The following is an 18703-nucleotide window of genomic DNA, read 5'->3' on the forward strand; positions in this document are numbered from 1 at the left end:
CGTTACGCGCCGTACCCACCACCCCCTGGTGTGGATATTTCGAAGATGTCGCCAGCGTGCATCTCGGCCTGGCCGATATGCCCCAATTGCTCCACCTCCCCATTGGCCCGCAGCACCCGATTGACACCCACCTGCCCTGGCTGGCCACCCGCCATTCCAAACGCGCCGTGGCTGCGGCCGTTGGACAGAATGCTGGCCGTCATGTTCTCCAGGAAACGCACACGGCGCACACCACCGTCGCCACCGTGCCACTTGCCAGCGCCACCCGAACCGGCGCGGATTTCGTAACTCTCCAGGCGCACCGGGAAGCGGAACTCAAAAATCTCGGGGTCGGTCAAGCGCGAGTTGGTCATGTGGGTCTGGACCACGCTGGTCCCGTTGAAGCCACCCACTACCTCGCCTGCGAGATTGGTCATCACGCCAGCGCCCGAGCCACCCGAAATGGTTTCGTAGTACTGGTACTGCGCATTGCCAAAGGTGAAGTTGTTCATGGTGCACTGGCTGGCCGCCATCACACCCAGGGCGCCGTACAGGGCATTGGTGATGCAGCTCGATGTTTCAACATTGCCCGCCACCACCGAGGCCGGCGGATTGGGGTTGAGCATGGAGCCCTGCGGAATGATCACCTCCAGCGGCTTCAGGCATCCGGCATTCAGCGGAATGTCGTCGTCCACCAACGTGCGGAACACATACAGAACCGCCGCCATACACACCGCTGTGGGTGCATTGAAGTTGTTGATCTGCTGGGGCGAGGTACCGGTGAAATCGATCACCGCACTGCGCTCCTTGGCATTGACGCGAATCGCAACCTGGATCTGCGCGCCGTTGTCCAGCGGCAGCGTAAAGGCTCCGTCTTTCAAACGGGTGATGACGCGGCGCACGGACTCTTCCGCGTTGTCCTGCACATGGCGCATGTAAGCCTGCACCACGTCCAGGCCAAACTGCTCCACCATCTTGCGCAGCTCTTGCACACCCTTTTCGTTGGCAGCGATCTGCGCGTTCAGGTCGGCCATGTTTTGCTGGGTGTTACGTGAGGGGTATTCACCACTGCTCAGCAGCGCCACCATCTCGGCCTCGCGCAGCACTCCGCGGTCCACCAGCTTGAAGTTGTTGATCTGTACGCCCTCTTCCTCGATGCGCGTGGAGAACGGAGGCATGGAGCCCGGTGTAGTGCCGCCCACATCCGCATGGTGACCGCGGCTACCAACGTAAAACGTGGGCTTGCCGTCCATGTAGACCGGCGTAATGACGGTGATGTCAGGCAGGTGGGTGCCACCATGGTAGGGATCGTTGAGCACATAAACGTCACCCGGCTGCATGGTGTTGGCGTTCTCGCGCACTACAGTCTTGATGCTCTCGCCCATGCTGCCCAAATGCACTGGCATGTGGGGTGCATTGGCGATCAGGTTGCCGGCGGCATCGAACAACGCGCAACTGAAGTCCAGGCGCTCCTTGATGTTGACCGAGTAAGCGGTGTTCTGCAGTTGCAGGCCCATCTGCTCGGCAATGTTCATGAACAGGTTGTTGAACACCTCCAGCAGCACCGGGTCCACGGTAGTGCCTACTGCATATTTGATAGCACGCTTTGCAGTGCGGACGAGGGCCAGGTGGTCAAACTCTGTAAGAGTTGCCTGCCAGCCGGGCTCCACCACGGTGGTCGCGTTTTTCTCTGCAATGATGGCCGGTCCGGGGATCACGTCACCGGGACGCAAATCTTCGCGCACCACCAGCGCTGCCTGTACCCACTCGCCGCCGGAGTACATACGCACCATCTCGCGCACCGCGCCGCTGGCCTGCAAATCGCGCGGCGCGTGCATGGCGTGGCGGGGTTCCGCCGGTGCATCACCGGCAATCACGGCCTCGACCGACACCGCTTCCACAATCAGCCCCTTGCCCTCCATCAGGAAGGCAAAGCGCTGGCGGTAGGCAGCCTCAAAACCGGCCACGATGCGGGCTGCCACGTCTGCGGCGTTTGCACCGGCCGTTGGGTAGGGCACCACCAACGCGGCATCGCTGCCCTCGTAGCGCACATGTACGCGGCGGTGGGTGGTGATGTGACCATGGTTGACCTGCTGGCGGGTCAGCTCACCCTGGGCATGGGCGGCCAACTCATCCAGCTGGACCACGATGGCTGCCAGGGCTTCGGGATTGAGTTTGACCTCCACCGCTTGTTCGCGTATCACCGACTGGTCGGCCAGACCCATGCCATAGGCGCTGAGCACACCGGCCAGCGGGTGCACAAACACTCGGGTCATGCCCAGGGCGTCGGCCACCAGGCAGGCGTGTTGGCCACCGGCGCCACCAAAACATTGCAACGTGTAACTGGTGACGTCATAACCACGGGCCACCGAAATTTTCTTGATGGCGTTGGCCATCTGTTGCACAGCGATGTTGATGAAACCTTCGGCAACCTCTTCGGCCGGGCGCTGGGTCCGCTCGGCCAGCTCACCAAACTTGGTCTGCACAGCCTCCAGGCTCAGGGCTTCGTCAGCATGGGGCCCAAACACCTTGGGAAAATAGCGCGGCTGAATCTTGCCCATCATCACATTCGCGTCGGTCACGGCCAGTGCACCACCCCGACGGTAGCTGGCCGGGCCAGGGTTGGCACCTGCACTCTGTGGCCCCACGCGAAAGCGCGAACCGTCAAATGCCAGCAACGATCCGCCACCCGCCGCCACGGTGTGGATGCTCATCATGGGTGCACGCATGCGAACACCGGCCACCTGGGTCTCGAACTCGCGTTCAAACTCACCAGCGTAGTGCGACACGTCGGTAGACGTTCCTCCCATGTCAAAGCCAATGGTTTTCTCTATGCCCGCAATGGCCGCGGTGCGCGCCATGCCCACAATGCCACCGGCCGGGCCGCTCAGGATCGCGTCCTTACCCTGGAAGCTGTGCGCGTCTGTCAATCCGCCGCTGGACTGCATAAAGAACAGCTTCACACCGGGCATCTCACCGGCCACCTGCTCCACATAACGGCGCAGGATGGGTGACAGGTAGGCGTCCACCACGGTGGTATCGCCCCGGCTGACAAACTTCATCATCGGGCTGGTTTCATGCGAGGTGCTCACTTGGGTGAAACCGATCTCGCGTGCCAGGTGGGCTGCAGCCTGTTCATGGGCGGTATAGCGGTAGCCGTGCATGAAAACGATGGAAACACTGCGTAGCCCCCGTGCATATTGCTTGGTCAGCTCTTCTTTTAATAGCGCTTCATCCAGGGCCTGGACGACTTCACCATGGGCACCCATGCGCTCCTGCGCCTCCACCACAGCGCTGTACAGCAGCTCAGGCAACATGATGTTGCGGTCAAAGATGCGGGGGCGGTTCTGGTAGGCAATGCGCAGGGCATCGCGGAAGCCGCGCGTGGTAACCAGCAGGGTGGGCTCGCCCTTGCGCTCCAGCAGCGCGTTGGTGGCCACGGTGGTGCCCATCTTCACACACTCCACCAGATCGGGGGTCACAGGTTCACCTTTTTGTAGGCCCAGCAGGTGGCGTATGCCGGCCACCGCCGCGTCCTTGTACTGCTCGGGGTTTTCGCTGAGCAGTTTGTGGGTGACCAGGGTGCCGTCGGGGCGTTTGCCCACGATGTCCGTGAACGTGCCGCCACGGTCAATCCAGAATTGCCAGAGTTTGCGGTCGAGGGTGTTGTTATGGTTTTGCATAGTAAGAAGTCTCTTGTAAGGAAGTGACAGACAGGTCTAGTTGAAGTAATAGGGAACAAAGATATCGCTTGCGCCGTGGCCTACCGAGCGCACCCATTCGCGGGAGAATCGTTCGCCAATGCGTTTGAGATCGGACTCCAGCTCGGCGGATATACGGTCCACCTTGATGCCGTTGGCCTGCAGTTCTTTGGTGGCCGATTGGGCAATCGCCTCGCTGGCCACCCAGCCCCGGCTTTCCGCTTCGGCCGCGGCCTTCACCACGGTGGCACGGGCATCGGGCGCCAGCGCGTCAAAGGCCTTGGCGTTGACAAATACGATGTTCTTGGGAAACCAGGCGCTGATTTCGTAATAGTGTTTGAGGGGGCCCCAGACCTTGTTTTCCACACCGGTCACAGCCGAGGTGATCATGGCGTCCATGCGGCCTTCATTGGCGGCTTTGCCCACATCCACCATGGCCACATCCACCGAACGGGCGCCCAGCATTTCGGCCAGGCGCACCGTGGTCTGGTTGTAGGTGCGCATCTTGATGTTCTTGAAGTCGTTCATGGACTTCACCGGCTGTGTGGTGTACAGCCCTTGGGGGGGCCAGGGCACGGCGTACAGAATCTTCAGGCCGCGCTGGGCAAACTCACGCTCCATGCCCGGGCGCTGCAGCTCCCACAGGCGCTGCGCACGTTTGTAAGAGCCCACCACAAAAGGGATGGAGTCCGCCCCGGCAATGGGAATGTCCTTGACCATGCTGGTCATGATAGTTTCGCCGGCCTGCACCTTGCCTTCTTCTACGGCCTGGCGTATGTCACCCAGCTTGAACAGGCTGCCATTGGGCGCCAGATCGATGGCCAGCTGGCCCTTGGTTGCGGCCTTTACGTCCCGTGCGAACTGCGCAATGTTCTCCGTGTGAAACGACTCGGCCCGGTAGCCGGTGGCCAGTTTCCAGGATGTTTGGGCGTGCGCTACCGAGGCCGCGCACAGGGCCGCAATCAGAATCGTTTTCATGGGAGTCTCCGAAGAGGTTAAGGGGGTGCCTGGTAGCCCCAGGCGGGGCAAGAACGTCAGCTCATGTTGCGGGGCATCCACAACACAATGTCGGGCACAAAGTAGGTCAGGAACACCATGACCACCATGACCATGAAGAAGGGGAACGCCACCTTGGCCAGGTACATCAGTTGTTTCTTGGTCAGGCCCTGCAACACAAAGAGGTTGAAGCCCACCGGCGGCGTGATCTGCGCCATTTCCACCACCAACACGATGAAGATGCCGAACCAGATCAGGTCAAAACCGGCCTTCTCTACCGTGGGCAACAGCACCGCCATGGTCAGCACCACCATGGAGATGCCATCCAGGAAGCAGCCCAGTACGATAAAGAAGCCAATCAACATCACGATCAGCATCAGTGGCGACAGATTGAGGCCACCGATGAATTCAGCCAGGTGCCGTGGCAAGCCTATAAAACCCATGGCCAGTGTCAGAAAGGCAGCACCGGCCAAAATCAAACCGATCATGCAGTACACGCGGCAGGCAGCCATCAGTCCCGACTTGAAGGTGGACCACGACAGTGACCGCTCGATGGCAGACAAGAACAAGGATCCACCAACACCCAGTGCCGCCGCTTCGGTGGCAGTGGCCACACCCGAATAAATGGAACCCAGCACCAGTGCAATCAGCGACACCACGGGGATCAGGTTGCGTCCCTCGTAAATCTTCTGCACAAAACTCATGGAAGCGTCGGCGGCGGGTATCTTGTCCTTGTTGAACAGCGACCACACAATGATGTAACCACTGAAGAGCGCAGCCAACACCAGGCCCGGTATCACACCAGCCATGAACAGCTTGGCAATCGACACATTGGCCGCCACGCCATACACAATCATGATGATGGACGGCGGAATCAAGAGGCCCAGGGTGCTGGCGCCGGCCAGGGTACCGATGGAGATGTCATTCGGGTAACCGCGCTTCTTGAGCTCGGGCAAAGAGATCTTGCCGATGGTGGCGCAAGTAGCGGCGCTAGACCCCGACACGGCCGCAAAAATCGTGCTGCCGATCACATTCACATGCAGCAGGCGACCGGGCAGCCAACCAACCCAGGGTGCCAGGCCCTTGAACAGGCCTTCCGACAGTTTGCTGCGGAACAGGATCTCACCCATCCACAAAAACAGCGGCAAGGCGGTCAGCGTCCAGCTGGATGTGGACCCCCAGATAGTGAGCAGCATGGCGTCACCCACCGGGCGCTGGGTGAACAGCTCCATGGCAATCACCGCGACCCCCAGCAGAGACAGACCGATCCACAGGCCGGAGCCCAGCACAATAAAGAGCATCAGAATCAATGCCGCGGCAATCAAGATATCCATGGTGTTCTCGCTTTAGTTATGGATGGGGTTTATTCGGCACGGGCGGATTCGCCATCGACTTCTTCAAAAAAGGCGCGACCCTGGATACGGCTGACCAAGGCATCGATAAACGCCACGGCAAAACCAATACAACCCAACAGCATGAAGACTTGGGGAATCCACAGCGGGGTGACATCGGCACCGGCTGACACGTCGTGGTAAACGTACGACTGCCACACCATGCGACCGGCATACCAGGCAAAGAAAATGGTCAGTGCAGACGCTGCGGCCAGGCACCAGTACTCCAAGATGTTGAGCACGCGGGGGTGGCAGTTTTGCAGCACCATGTTGACGCGGATATGGTCACCGTGGCGCAGGGATGCTGGCAAGGCCAGGAACAAGGTAGCGGCTATGGCGTAGCCTGCATAGGCATCCAGGCCGGGTATGTCCCACAGAAATTGGCGGGCTGCAACACCGAGCAGGATGATGCCAAACGTAGCAACCATGGCCACGCCCGAGAGGGCCAGCAGCAGCTTATAGAAATTTTTGACGAGCGTATTCATGGCGTACTCCTGGAGGACCACACAAGTTGGGTTTATGGGGGGGGTTGCAGGCCTGCGCAACAGGCTTCCTGCTCCGTACCGGGCAAGGGCGTCCGCCCTGCCCCGATACGTGTGATGCGCTGGATTTACCGCTTTTTGTACGCTTCGATGATGGCGATGCCATCGGGACCGGCGGCGGCCATCCATTCTTTCACCATGGTGTCACCAATGGCACCCAAGCCGTCCCGCACTTCGTCAGTCGCCAGGCCCGTGGTCATGCCGTTTTTGCCCAGTTCTTTCACATAGGCAAAGTCCTTGGCCTTGCTGGCTTCCCAGCCACGCACTTCGGCGGCTTTACCGGCAGCGATCACGGCGTCCTGGGTGGCCTTGTCCAAGGCATCAAAGGCCTTCTTGTTCACCACCGTAGCATTGCGTGGCAACCATGCATTAACGATGTAGAAAAACTTGGTTTGTTCGTACAGCTTGCTGTCAATACCACTCGCGCTGGATGTCAGAAAATTGTCTACCGCACCCGTAGCCAGCGCCTGGCCCAATTCAGCCAGCTGAATGGTCACGGGCTGCGCCTTGACCAGTTGTGCGATTTTGGTCGTGGCAGGGTTGTAGGCTCGCATTTTGGTGCCAGCAAAGTCAGACATCTTGGTGATGGGCTTGATGGAGTACAAAGACTGGCCGGGCCATGGCACCGAGAACAAGAGCTTCATACCCTGGCTCTCCAGTAGTTTTTCGGTGGCGGGCTTGGCAGCTACATACAGCCGTTGCGCCGCACCGTAACTGGTGGCCAGGAAAGGAACGGAGTCCACGCCAAAGATGGGGTTCTCATTGGCATAGGCCGACAGGATGAACTCACCGGCCTGGGTCTGGCCGCTTTGCACAGCACGTTTGATTTCGGGCATCTTGTACAGCGACGCACCGGCGTGCACCGTGATCTTGAGCTTGCCACCCGTGGCCTTGGCCACGTCATCGGCAAACTGCTGCACGTTCTCCGTCTGGAAGGTGTTGGTGGCATAACCGGTGGGCAAATCCCACTTGGTCTGGCCAAAGGCCAGGGGTGCTGCCAGTGTGGAGGCGCAGGCAATGATGAAGGCTAGTTTTTTCATGGTGGTACCTCGGGTGGTTGCGGTTAAAAGGAAGCGAGTTGTTGGTTGAGCAAATCGGTGATCAGCATCGCCCCGGGCGCGTGGGTGATGCAAAACGCCGGGCGGGCCTGGACCAGGGCTGCCTGTGGTGTCACACCACAGGCCCAGAACACGGGGATTTCGTCGTCCATGACCTCTACGGCGTCGCCATAGTCCGGCGTATCCAGGCGGGTGATGCCAATTTGCGCCGGGTCTCCCATGTGCACGGGTGCACCATGCACATTGGGGAAACGCGAGGTCACCTGCACCGCACGGATGGCGGCTGCGGCTTTCATGGGGCGCATGGACACCACCATGGGGCCGCTGAAGATGCCGGCCGGCTGGGTCTGGATGTTGCTGCGGTACATGGCCACGTTTTTGCCCTGTTCGATGTGGCGCAGTGGCAGACCGGCCTCCAGCAGCGCCTGCTCAAACGAGAACGAGCAGCCCAGCACAAAGGTCACCAGGTCGGCACGCCACAGCGCAGAAATATCGGTGGGCTCGTCCACCACTTCACCATGGCGCCACACGCGGTACCGCGGCAGGTCGGAGCAAATGTCGATATCACCACCCAGCGTCGGCAGCTTGGCCTGGCCCGGCTCGGACACGGCCAGCAAGGGACAGGGTTTGGGATTGCGCTGGCAGTAACGCAGAAAGTCGGTAGCCAGGCTTTCGGGGAGGATGACCACATTGCCTTGCACATGGTCGCTGGCCAGGCCACTGGTGTGGGAATGCCAGTCGCCCTGGCGGATCAGCTTGCGCACATGTTGCGCTTTGCCGACCTTGTCAGCGTCGAATACCGAGGCGATGGATTGCGATGCACGAGTCACTTGGTTTCCCCAATTCACATGTCAATTCGATGACGATGGGCGAATTGTGGGAGCCAGGTTGGTGTTCTGCAAATTCAAAATATTTCGCTACTGGCATCGATTTTTTTGATATACAGGGTTAACCCTTTATGGGGTTTTTGACAGTCTTTTTTGGTGCATGGGATGCACCTTCCACGAAGGCAATGGCCGACTTGACCACGGTCTCCACGGTTTGCGAGGTTGGGTCTTTGCGGTAACTGGCGTGTATGGGCAGGGCCTGCAATCGGGCATCACAACTGAGCAGTTTCAGACTGGCAAAACCCGTCAGGCGCTGCACGGCGGCCTTGGGAAGCAGGGCCACGCCAAAGCCGCCTTGCACCAGTTGCACCATGGCCGAAATCGAGGAGATGGCGTGCACCCTTTTGGGCTCCATCTGGTTCTGCCGGAACAGATCGAGCAACGTGACATGGGGTTGTGAGCCTTTTTGAAAGGTCAACAACTCCATTTCGGCCAGTTCATCGAGCCGGTATTTTCTTTTTTTGTGCAGGTTGGGGTTGCCCACAAACGCCATGTCCATGGTCGGCAATGCGCGGTTGCGCACCCCGTCGGCCGATGCGGGCAACACGGCAAACACCAAATCCAGGGTGCCGCGCTGGATCTGGTCCATCAGAATGGGTGTGGTTTCCACCGTCAGCTCCAGCTCCAGGCCGGGCTGTTCTTCTCGCAGCTTCTCCAGCCAGGGGATCAGCCAGGAGTGCAGTACCGATTCAATCGCACCGATGCGCATGGAAACCGCCATGGGTGCACCGGAGCCCATCTCGGCCTTCACCTCGCGCTGCAGCTCCAGCAGCTTTTGGGCATAAACCAGAAAACGCGCGCCCGCGGCGGTGAGCTTGAACTGTTTGTCACGCCGGTCCAGCAGCAGCACGCCCAGCTCGTCTTCCAGCGTGGCAATGCGGCTGGACATGGCGGACTGGGTCAAAAACAGCTTGTCGGCCGCGCGGGAAATGCTCTTGAGTGAGGCCACCCAGTAAAAGGCTTCTACAAAACGCAGGTTCATGGTGACTAGTTTCCGGCTGGCCTTGGCCAACGGGGGTGGCCCGTAGCACTTGGCGTAGTATTTGCACGTATCCTATTGTTACCGTCAACCTCTACCCCTGTCACCCTGGAGCTTCGATGAAGATTACACATGCACTGACACTGGCACTGCTGGTGACCCACGCGGCAAGCTTCGCTCAGACCAAATGGGACCTGGCAAGCGCCTACCCGGCCACCAACTTCCACACCGAAAATCTGCAACAGTTTGCCAGCGACGTGGACAAGGCCAGTGCCGGCAAGCTCAAGATCACCATACACGCCAATGCTGCGCTGTTCAAAGCCCCCGAGATCAAACGTGCGGTGCAGGGTGGCCAGGCCCAGGCGGGCGAAATCTTGCTGGTGAACTACCAGAACGAGTGGCAATTGTTTGGTGCCGACGGCCTGCCCTTCCTGGCCGACAGCTACGATGAATCGACCAAACTGTACAAGGCACAAAAGCCCGCTCTGGAGAAGAAACTGGGTGATCAGGGCATGAACCTGCTGTATGCCGTGCCCTGGCCACCGCAGGGTATCTACAGCAAGAAGCCCCTGGCCACAGCGGCTGACCTGAAGGGCATCAAGTGGCGCGCCTACAGCCCGGCCACCAGCCGTATTGCCGAACTGGTGGGCGCGCAGCCGGTAACCGTGCAGGCGGCAGAGCTGTCGCAGGCCTTTGCCACCGGCGTGGTCGAGGCAACCATGACATCCGGCGCCTCCGGGGTGGACAGCAAGCTGTATGAAAACCTGAAGTACTACTACGACATGCAGGCCTGGTTGCCCAAGAACGCGGTCATCGTCAACAAGGCCGCATTTGACGCGCTGGACAAGCCCACGCAGGCCGTGGTGCTGAAGGCTGCGGCAGATGCCGAAGCGCGGGGTCTGGCCGCCAGCAAACGGGTCAACGTGGAGTCCATCGAAAAACTCAAGGCCAATGGCATGGCCATCGTGGTGCCCTCTGCCCAACTCAAGGCTGACATGAAAAAAGTGGGCGACACCATGGTCAAGGAATGGCTGGACAAGTCCGGCCCTGAAGGCAAGGCCGTGGTCGATGCCTTCAGCAAACCCTAAACCAGCCCCAACGGCGTGATGCGCAAGGCTCTCAATGCACTGTACGACGGCGCGGCTGCCCTGGCCGCCGTGTTTTTGTTCGGCCTACTGGTCATGGTGCTGCTCTCGATTGGCGGGCGGCAACTGCACTTTTATGTGCCCGGTACCGATGCGTATGCCGGCTACCTGATGGCGGCCAGTGGTTTTCTGGCACTGGCGCACACACTCAAACGGGGCGAACATATCCGTGTGACCCTGGTGCTGGCCGCCCTGTCTGGCCGCTGGAAAAAGGCTTTGGAAGTGTGGGCCCTGGGCTTTGCCACGGTGCTGTCCTGCCTGTTTGCGTTTTACTGCTGCCGCCTGTCCTGGCAGTCGCACACGTTCAACGACATCTCCACCGGTAGCGACGCGACGCCACTGTGGATTCCGCAAATTGCCATGGCACTGGGTACCGTGATTTTGGCGATTGCCTTTATCGACGAGCTGGTACTGGAAATTCGGGGCCACCGCACCACCCACACCAGCGAAGAACCTCTGCGCAATGAATGACCTCACCATCACCGCCGCCCTGCTGGTGTCCTTGTTGCTGATACTGGGCAGCGGTGTGTGGGTGGGCCTCACGCTGACCGGTGTGGCGTGGATCGCCATGGCCCTGTTTTCTGCGCGTTCTGGCGGCGACGCCATGGCCGTCACCGTGTGGGGCTCCAGCAGCAGTTGGACGCTGACCGCCCTGCCCCTGTTTGTGTGGATGGGTGAGATTCTGTTCCGCACCCGGCTTAGCCAGGACATGTTCAAGGGCCTGGCGCCCTGGGTACAGGTGCTGCCCGGGCGGCTGCTGCACACCAATGTGATTGGCTGCACCATTTTTGCTGCGGTGTCAGGGTCGAGTGCCGCAACCTGCGCCACCATTGGCAAGATGACACTGCCCGAGCTCACCCGGCGCGGTTACCCGGACCACATGGTCATCGGCACACTGGCCGGCGCTGCGACGCTGGGCCTCTTGATACCGCCATCCATCATCATGATTGTGTATGGAGTGGCGGCCGAGGTGTCCATCTCCAAGCTGTTTATCGCCGGGGTGCTGCCGGGGCTTTTGCTGGCGGGCCTGTTCTCGGGCTACATCATGTTCTGGGCACTGCGCCACCCCGACCAGGTGCCCGCAGCCGATAGCCAGACCAGCTTTGTGCAGAAGCTGGCAGCATCCCGCAGCCTGATCCCCGTGGTCTTGTTGATCACCGCCGTGCTGGGCTCCATCTACTCCGGCATTGCCACCGCCACTGAGGCCGCAGCCGTCGGCGTGGTGGGCTCGCTGGTATTGTCTGCGGCCCAGGGCTCCCTGAACTGGGCCACGTTTAGAGACGCCATCATGGGCGCCACCCGGCTGTATTGCATGATCGCCCTCATCCTGGCCGGTGCCGCGTTTTTGACGCTAGCCATGGGTTACATCGGCCTGCCCCGCCACCTGGCCGAGTGGATTGCCACGCTGGGTCTGAGCAAGGCTCAGTTGATCATGGCGCTGTCGGTGTTTTTCATCCTGCTGGGTTGTTTTCTAGACGGCATCTCCATGGTGGTGCTGACCATTGGTGTGCTCATGCCCACGGTGCAGGCCGCCGGCATTGACCCCCTGTGGTTTGGCATTTTTGTGGTGCTGGTGGTGGAGATGGCACAGATCACCCCGCCGGTGGGCTTCAACCTGTTTGTGCTGCAGGGTATGACCGGGCGCCAGCTCACCTGGATTGCCAGGGTGACCATGCCCATGTTTTTCCTGATGTGTGTAGCGGTAGCGCTGATTTATGTTTTCCCCGGCATCGTCACCTGGCTGCCACAACACATGGCGAAATAAACCTATGTGGCCTGTGCTTGCTATTTGTATCGGTGCCAGCGCTGGCGCCCTGGGGCGCTGGGGCCTGGGCCTGTGGCTCAGCCCGGGCGGCGCCATCCCGTGGGGTACGCTGGCCGCCAACCTGGTTGGGGGTTACCTGATCGGCATCTGTGTGGCGGTGTTCCAGGCCCTGCCGCAGCTGGACCCCGTGTGGCGGCTGGCGCTGGTCACCGGTTTCCTGGGTGGCCTGACCACCTTCTCCAGCTTCAGCGCGGAGGTGGTCGCCCTGCTGATGCAACAGCGTTATCTGATGGCTTTGGGCACGGCCAGCCTACATGTGGCGGGCTCGCTGCTGCTGACGGTGGCCGGGATCTGGACGGCCAACCACTGGCTGGCGCCTGCGTAGATTCCACGGTCTTCTGGGTGGTAGTGGCTGCCCGCGTGCTGCCTGTGTGCGTTACAGCACGGTGATTGCAGGCGCTTGCGCGCACCATAGGGTCTTTAGGAGCCCGCCATGAGCCAGTACACCATTGCCGTTTTTGTCGGCAGCCTGCGCCGCGATTCGTTTAACCGCAAACTGGCCCACGCCATGGCGAATCTGGCACCGGCAAACTTCACCTTCGAACAATCCCAAATCGACGACCTGCCGCTGTACAACCAGGACGACGACGACCTGCCCGCCTTGGCCGTGGTGCGCCTGAAGGCCGAAATCAAGAAGGCCCACGGGCTGCTGTTCATCACCCCCGAATACAACCGCTCGCTGCCGGGCATGCTGAAAAACGCGATAGACCATGCGTCGCGCCCCTACGGCCAAAGCGCCTGGACCGGCAAGCCCGCCGGTGTGTTGGGCGTATCAGTAGGGGCCGTGGGTACCGCGCTGGCACAACAACATTTGCGCAATGTGCTGGCCTATCTGGATGTACCCACGCTGGGCCAGCCCGAGGCCTTTATCCAGGCCAAGGACGACCTGTTTGACGCCAGCGGCAACATCGGTGAATCCCACCGCAGCTTTATGCAGGGCTGGATGAACCAGTATGTGGACTGGGTCAAGCACTATACAGTCAAATAGGCCTCTAGCCCCCGTCAAATATCACTCAATCGCTATCAATAGCATAGCAATTACTTAAAGAGAACACCATGCTGCTGTCACCCACCCGGATCGCTGAATCCACCTGGACCGTCCCCCTGGTTGCACTGCTGCTCGTGGGCATGTTGGCCGCGTTATATGCGGTGGTCAGCAACGCTGCCGAAGCCGGCCAGTTGCGCCGAAATGCCAGCGCCACACAGGCTGCAGCGGTCAAACGCTGCGACGCCTTGCCCGGCTGGCACCTGGGCAAAGTCTGCCGCCAGGATCTGGACGTGCAAGCGTCCATTGCGCTGGCGGCCCGCTAGGCCTACAAACGCGGCATGTCGTAGTCCAGCTTGGCAAGCTTGCCGCGCCAGTAGGGCCAGCGGCCCTTGGGGGTGATCCAGGCCACCTCGGCCTCCATCGGCACCCGCATGCCGTCCTGCAACTGGTAGGCGGACAGGCGCACCTCCCACGGCATGGTCACCATCGCCCCGTCCAGCAAGGCACTGCGCTCGGTGCTGGTGATGCGTTCTACCAAGCCATCGGCACCAAAGGTGAACAACAGGCTCACGGTCAGGCTGCCATCGGTCAGCGTGGCCTGCGCGGACTGTGCGTCCACCGCCTTCCACTGCACACCCTGGCTGGGCAGCAACACGGTGGGGTACCACACACTCTCGGCAAAGTACCGAATCAACTCCCCACGTGTTATGTCTTCCGTGCCTTCGACCCCACCCACATCGACCAGGCCAAACACGGACGGTTGCAAGCTGCCAACCCCCGCCACATAGGCATCGACCACCCGCACGGTGATACCGGGCGACATGCGGATGGCCGCGTCCCACACAAAACCCGGCCGCTTGGTGGCCACCCGCTGGCGGGCGGTAAAGGGCTCCCACTGTTCGACCATGGGTGTGCTGCTGCGGTTAAAACTGCCGGTCTGCTCCAGGTACAAGCGGCGCACCAGGGGCTGGTTCATGTTGAGCGCCTGTGACAGGTAGCGCCGCACCACGGGCGGCACGGCCTTCAACTCTTCGTCGTCATACCGCTGGGAGCGTGTAGCGGGGGTCGCCGCCTCTAGCGCTGCCAGGCGGGCATCCACATCGCGGGTCCAACGGAAATTGGCCGTGGCTGCCAACAAGACGGTCAGCACCAGCAGCGTTACGCCGCCACGCACGGCCCACTTCAACGGAGCCCATTTTTTGAGCGGCTGGTCGGGCGCGTAACTGGGCACCACAAAGTCGGCCAACACCGGGGGCTTGTCATCAGGGGGCAATGGTTTGACTGTAGTCATGGGATGGAAGAAGGGGGTAAGAACCGACGCGCGGCACAACCGTTGACTGCACTGACCACGGCCCCGAATTTTAACGACCAAAACCAGCTGACGCCGAATGAAACCCCTGGTAAACCCTAGGTCTCCAGCCGCTGTTACGTCAGGGTTTGTTCAGCCGCAGACTGGGCATTAGCCCTTAGACTCTGCTGGCACATAAATGGACCGTGCGGGCTTGCACCGCGCGCACCCCACAACCTTTGGCGGAGACACCATGACACCATTTCTTTCGCTGTCCCGGCTGATCGACACGATCAGCACCTGGGTCGGCAAACTCACCATGTGGCTGATCTTGGCCACCACACTCATCAGCGCGGGCAATGCGCTGGTGCGCAAGGCATTTAACCAAAGCTCCAACGGCCTGTTGGAGATTCAGTGGTACCTGTTTGCCGCCGTGTTCATGCTGGGCGCGGGCTACGGGTTTCTGAAAAACTCGCATGTTCGTATTGACTTTATCTCCACCAAGCTGAGCGACCGTGCCCGCAACTGGGTGGACGTGGTGGGTATCGTGGCGGTGTTGTTTCCGTTTTGTGCGATTGGTATTGCGCTGGGCTGGCCCTTCTTCCTGCAGGCCTATACCAGCGGCGAAATGTCACAAAACGCCGGTGGCCTGATCCGTTGGCCGGCTTATGTTTTGATCCCTCTGGGTTTTGGCTTGCTGATGTTGCAGGGTGTGTCCGAGCTGATCAAACGCATCGCGTTCCTGACCGGCAACGGCCCTGACGTGCTCAGCGGCGAAGAGGCCAAGTCCGACGAGCAAAAGCACCTGGAAGAACTAGAAGCCCAGGCCGCCCGCCTGCTGGCAGGAGACAAATAAATGCAAACCACCTTTCTGGCACAACAATTTGTGCCCCTGATGTTTATTGGCCTTTTTGTACTGCTGCTCACCGGTTTCCCCGTGGCATTTGGTCTGGCCGCCACCGGCCTGGCTTTTGGTTTTATCGGTATTGAGGCCGGCATCTTCCCCGCGGCCATGTTCCAAGCGCTGCCCTTGCGTATCTTCGGCATCATGCAGAACGACACGCTGCTGGCGATTCCCTTCTTTACCTTTATGGGAATTATTCTGGAACGCTCCGGCATGGCAGAGGACCTTCTGGAGACCGTGGGCCAGGTCTTTGGCCCCGTGCGGGGTGGTGTGGCCATTGCCGTGATTCTGGTGGGCGCCCTGTTGGCTGCTACCACCGGTGTGGTGGCTGCTGCCGTGATCTCCATGGGCCTGATCTCGCTGCCCGTGATGCTGCGCTACGGCTACAGCCGCACCATTGCCACCGGCACCATCACCGCATCGGGCACTTTGGCGCAGGCCATTCCGCCCTCCCTGGTGCTGATTGTGCTGGCTGACCAGTTGGGCCGCTCCGTGGGAGACATGTACTCCGGTGCGCTGATTCCAGGTTTGCTGCTGGTGGGTTTGTACATCGCCTTCATTGTGGCTGTGGCCATCTTCAAGCCCGCCATGGTGCCGGCCCTGCCGCCCGAAGCCCTGTTGTTCAAGGAAGACAACGGCGCCTCTGGCCACCGCTCGCTGCTGGTGCTGGTACTGATCTGTGCAGCTGTGGGTTACAGCTGGGCCCAGGTCCACAACGGTCTGATGACCCAGTGGCTGGAGCGCGCCGTGCCATCCGCCGGTGATGAAATTGTGATCCTGTCATTGACCCTGGCCTCACTGACCGGCTTGGCACTGGCCATCATCAACAAGGTGACCAAACTGCACCTGCTGTCGCGTCTGGCCGAGCAGGTGACCTTTGTGCTGATGCCACCGCTGATCCTGATCTTCCTGGTGCTGGGCACTATCTTCTTGGGTGTGGCCACCCCCACCGAAGGTGGTGCGATGGGAGCCCTGGGCGCCATGATTCTGGCCATTGGCAAGGGCCGCTTGAGCTTTAGCCTGACCAAACAGGCGCTGGAAAATACGGCCAAGTTGGCGTCCTTCGTGTTGTTCATCCTGATTGGCTCCACCGTATTCAGCTTCACCTTTAATGCGGCCGATGGCCACATCTGGGTCGAACACCTGTTTGACAAGATTCCCGGTGGTGCCTGGGGCTTCCTGGTTGTGGTGAACGTTCTGGTGTTCATCTTGGGCTGCTTTATCGACTTTTTCGAAATCGCCTTCATCGTGATTCCTTTGTTGGCGCCTGTGGCCGAGAAGATCCTGCCCGGCCTGGTGCCCGGCATGACCCCCGACCAGGTCATGATCTGGTTTGGTGTGATCATTGCGATGAACCTGCAGACCTCGTTCCTGACGCCACCCTTTGGTTTTGCGCTGTTCTACCTGCGCAGTGTGGCGGCCAAGTTTGACTACAAGGACCGGGTAACTGGCCAGATGATCCCGTCCGTCAAGACAATTGAAATCTACAAGGGCTCCATTGCCTTCATCATCTTGCAGTTGATCATGGTGGTGGCCGTCATCGCCTTCCCGGTGCTGGTCACTGGCGGCATTGAAAAGCAGGAGTCCCTGAGCTCCGAGCAGATCATGAACCAGCTGGAAATGCCCAAAACCGAAGAGGCTGCGGACCCAACCGCCGGCATGGACACCGGTGCCAAGACCGACGAACCCGCCAAAGCCGAAGATGACCCGATGAAGGCCATGCTGGAAGCCAACGAGAAAGACGCAAAGAAGAAGCCATGACAACCATGCAAATGGTAGGGGCGGCGCTGTTCGGCATCGCCATCCTCCACACCTTTTCGACCAAGTTTTTCGAGTGGCTGGCCCACCACCGGCCCGCCCATGCTGGCCTGTGGCACATACTGGGCGAAGTGGAGGTGGTGTTTGGCTTCTGGGCCATGGTCATGATGTTTGCCATGATCGCCATCCTGGGCACACAAGAGGCTGCCACCTACCTGGACACCCGCAATTTCACCGAACCCCTGTTTGTGTTCGCTATTGTGGTGGTGGCCGGCAGCCGCGCCGTGCTGCATCTGGGTCGGCAATGTGTGGGCGTGATTGCACGTTTTGTGCCCCTGCAGGGTGGCATGGCTTTCTACTTTGTGGCCCTGTCGTTTCTGCCACTGCTGGGCTCCTTCATCACCGAGCCCGCGGCCATGACATTGGCCGCCATGATGCTGCGTGACCGCGTTTTTGGCGCGGGGGTGTCGACCAAACTCAAGTACGCCACACTGGGTGTTTTGTTTGTCAACGTGTCCATTGGGGGCACCCTGACGTCCTTCGCCGCACCACCGGTTTTGATGGTGGCGGCCAAGTGGAACTGGGACAGCTGGTACATGTTCTCCCACTTTGGCTGGAAAGCGGCCGTCGCCGTGTGTGTGAACGCCATGGTCACCACCGTGGTTTTCAAGCGCGAACTGGCCCACTTGCCCAAAGCGGTCACAAGCAATGAATCCCCCATGCCTGCATGGGTGACGCTGGTCCACGTGGTGTTTCTGGCCGGCGTGGTGATATTGGCGCACCATCCAGCGGCTTTCCTCGGCCTGTTTTTGTTCTTCATCGGTTTTGCGCAGGCTTACCCCAAGTTCCAGGACGAGCGCCTGCTGCTGCGCGAAGGCCTGTTGGTGGCATTTTTCCTGGCCGGCCTGGTCGTACTGGGCGGGCAGCAGCAGTGGTGGCTGGAGCCGCTGTTGTTGGGCATGGATGCCTCCACCGTGTATGCCGGCGCCACCGCCCTGACCGCGGTCACAGACAATGCCGCGCTGACCTACCTCGGGTCTCTGGTCGAGGGGCTGAGCGATGAATTCAAATACGCGCTGGTGGCCGGTGCTGTAACCGGTGGCGGGTTGACCGTGATTGCCAATGCACCCAACCCCGCAGGTTTTGCCATCTTGCGGGGCAACTTTGAAGACGAGTCCATCCACCCGCTGGGCTTGTTGATTGCCGCAACGCCACCCACCATCACCGCCATCATTGCGTTTCGCATGCTCTGAAGGCCCTGT

17 protein-coding genes are annotated in these 18703 nt (G+C 60.3%); 9 read left to right on the forward strand and 8 right to left on the reverse strand.

Annotated elements, in window-relative coordinates:
* Positions 1-2 precede the first annotated feature (2 nt).
* The 7 genes from HZ993_RS07665 to HZ993_RS07695 form a co-directional block, all read right to left on the reverse strand.
* The gene (locus HZ993_RS07665) at positions 3-3662 is read right to left on the reverse strand and encodes a hydantoinase B/oxoprolinase family protein (RefSeq protein ID WP_209396677.1); all 3660 of its coding nucleotides are present in this window, start codon (positions 3660-3662) and stop codon (positions 3-5) included.
* A gap of 36 nt (positions 3663-3698) precedes the next feature.
* Positions 3699-4658 (reverse strand): TRAP transporter substrate-binding protein, encoded by a 960-nt coding sequence (locus HZ993_RS07670; protein ID WP_209396679.1) that lies wholly within the window; start codon positions 4656-4658, stop codon positions 3699-3701.
* 56 nt (positions 4659-4714) lie between these two features.
* Positions 4715-6010, reverse strand: a complete 1296-nt coding sequence (locus HZ993_RS07675; protein ID WP_209396682.1) for a TRAP transporter large permease — start codon at positions 6008-6010, stop codon at positions 4715-4717.
* A 29-nt stretch (positions 6011-6039) separates the two neighbouring features.
* Positions 6040-6552 (reverse strand): TRAP transporter small permease, encoded by a 513-nt coding sequence (locus HZ993_RS07680; protein WP_209396684.1) that lies wholly within the window; start codon positions 6550-6552, stop codon positions 6040-6042.
* Between the two features lie 125 nt (positions 6553-6677).
* On the reverse strand, positions 6678-7649 hold the full coding sequence (locus HZ993_RS07685; RefSeq protein ID WP_209396686.1) for a TRAP transporter substrate-binding protein: 972 nt from the start codon (positions 7647-7649) through the stop codon (positions 6678-6680).
* A 23-nt stretch (positions 7650-7672) separates the two neighbouring features.
* Positions 7673-8497, reverse strand: a complete 825-nt coding sequence (locus tag HZ993_RS07690) for a putative hydro-lyase (RefSeq protein ID WP_209396688.1) — start codon at positions 8495-8497, stop codon at positions 7673-7675.
* A gap of 118 nt (positions 8498-8615) precedes the next feature.
* The gene (locus HZ993_RS07695) at positions 8616-9536 is read right to left on the reverse strand and encodes a LysR family transcriptional regulator (RefSeq protein ID WP_209396691.1); all 921 of its coding nucleotides are present in this window, start codon (positions 9534-9536) and stop codon (positions 8616-8618) included.
* A 116-nt stretch (positions 9537-9652) separates the two neighbouring features.
* On the opposite strand from HZ993_RS07695, the gene HZ993_RS07700 reads away from it, so the two are divergent.
* From HZ993_RS07700 to HZ993_RS07725, 6 genes are all read left to right on the forward strand, one after another.
* On the forward strand, positions 9653-10621 hold the full coding sequence (locus tag HZ993_RS07700) for a TRAP transporter substrate-binding protein (RefSeq protein ID WP_209396693.1): 969 nt from the start codon (positions 9653-9655) through the stop codon (positions 10619-10621).
* Positions 10622-10639: 18 nt separating this feature from the next.
* On the forward strand, positions 10640-11149 hold the full coding sequence (locus tag HZ993_RS07705) for a TRAP transporter small permease (protein WP_209396695.1): 510 nt from the start codon (positions 10640-10642) through the stop codon (positions 11147-11149).
* The gene (locus HZ993_RS07710) at positions 11142-12443 is read left to right on the forward strand and encodes a TRAP transporter large permease (protein ID WP_209396697.1); all 1302 of its coding nucleotides are present in this window, start codon (positions 11142-11144) and stop codon (positions 12441-12443) included. The genes HZ993_RS07705 and HZ993_RS07710 overlap by 8 nt, the downstream gene beginning before the upstream one ends.
* A 4-nt stretch (positions 12444-12447) precedes the next feature.
* The gene (gene crcB, locus HZ993_RS07715) at positions 12448-12828 is read left to right on the forward strand and encodes a fluoride efflux transporter CrcB (protein ID WP_209396700.1); all 381 of its coding nucleotides are present in this window, start codon (positions 12448-12450) and stop codon (positions 12826-12828) included.
* Positions 12829-12936: 108 nt separating this feature from the next.
* Positions 12937-13491, forward strand: a complete 555-nt coding sequence (locus HZ993_RS07720; protein ID WP_209396702.1) for an NADPH-dependent FMN reductase — start codon at positions 12937-12939, stop codon at positions 13489-13491.
* A 68-nt stretch (positions 13492-13559) separates the two neighbouring features.
* Positions 13560-13814, forward strand: a complete 255-nt coding sequence (locus HZ993_RS07725) for a hypothetical protein (RefSeq protein WP_209396705.1) — start codon at positions 13560-13562, stop codon at positions 13812-13814.
* Between the two features lie 2 nt (positions 13815-13816).
* Here HZ993_RS07725 and HZ993_RS07730 read toward each other — a convergent pair whose 3' ends face one another.
* On the reverse strand, positions 13817-14782 hold the full coding sequence (locus tag HZ993_RS07730) for a DUF6544 family protein (RefSeq protein WP_209396708.1): 966 nt from the start codon (positions 14780-14782) through the stop codon (positions 13817-13819).
* A gap of 250 nt (positions 14783-15032) precedes the next feature.
* Between HZ993_RS07730 and HZ993_RS07735 the strand changes: the two genes are divergently transcribed.
* Genes HZ993_RS07735 through HZ993_RS07745 form a run of 3 tightly spaced genes read left to right on the forward strand, consistent with a single transcriptional unit; the run spans position 15033 to position 18694 of the window.
* Complete coding sequence (locus HZ993_RS07735) at positions 15033-15635, forward strand: TRAP transporter small permease subunit (RefSeq protein WP_209396710.1); 603 nt, start codon at positions 15033-15035, stop codon at positions 15633-15635.
* Positions 15636-17444 (forward strand): TRAP transporter large permease subunit, encoded by a 1809-nt coding sequence (locus HZ993_RS07740; RefSeq protein ID WP_209396713.1) that lies wholly within the window; start codon positions 15636-15638, stop codon positions 17442-17444.
* A complete protein-coding gene (locus tag HZ993_RS07745; RefSeq protein WP_209396715.1) occupies positions 17441-18694 on the forward strand; it encodes a putative Na+/H+ antiporter in 1254 nt (417 codons plus the stop codon). Before HZ993_RS07740 ends, HZ993_RS07745 begins: the two co-directional genes overlap by 4 nt.
* The last annotated feature ends 9 nt before the right edge of the window (positions 18695-18703 follow it).

Source organism: Rhodoferax sp. AJA081-3 (assembly GCF_017798165.1).
Classification (GTDB): domain Bacteria; phylum Pseudomonadota; class Gammaproteobacteria; order Burkholderiales; family Burkholderiaceae_C; genus Allorhodoferax.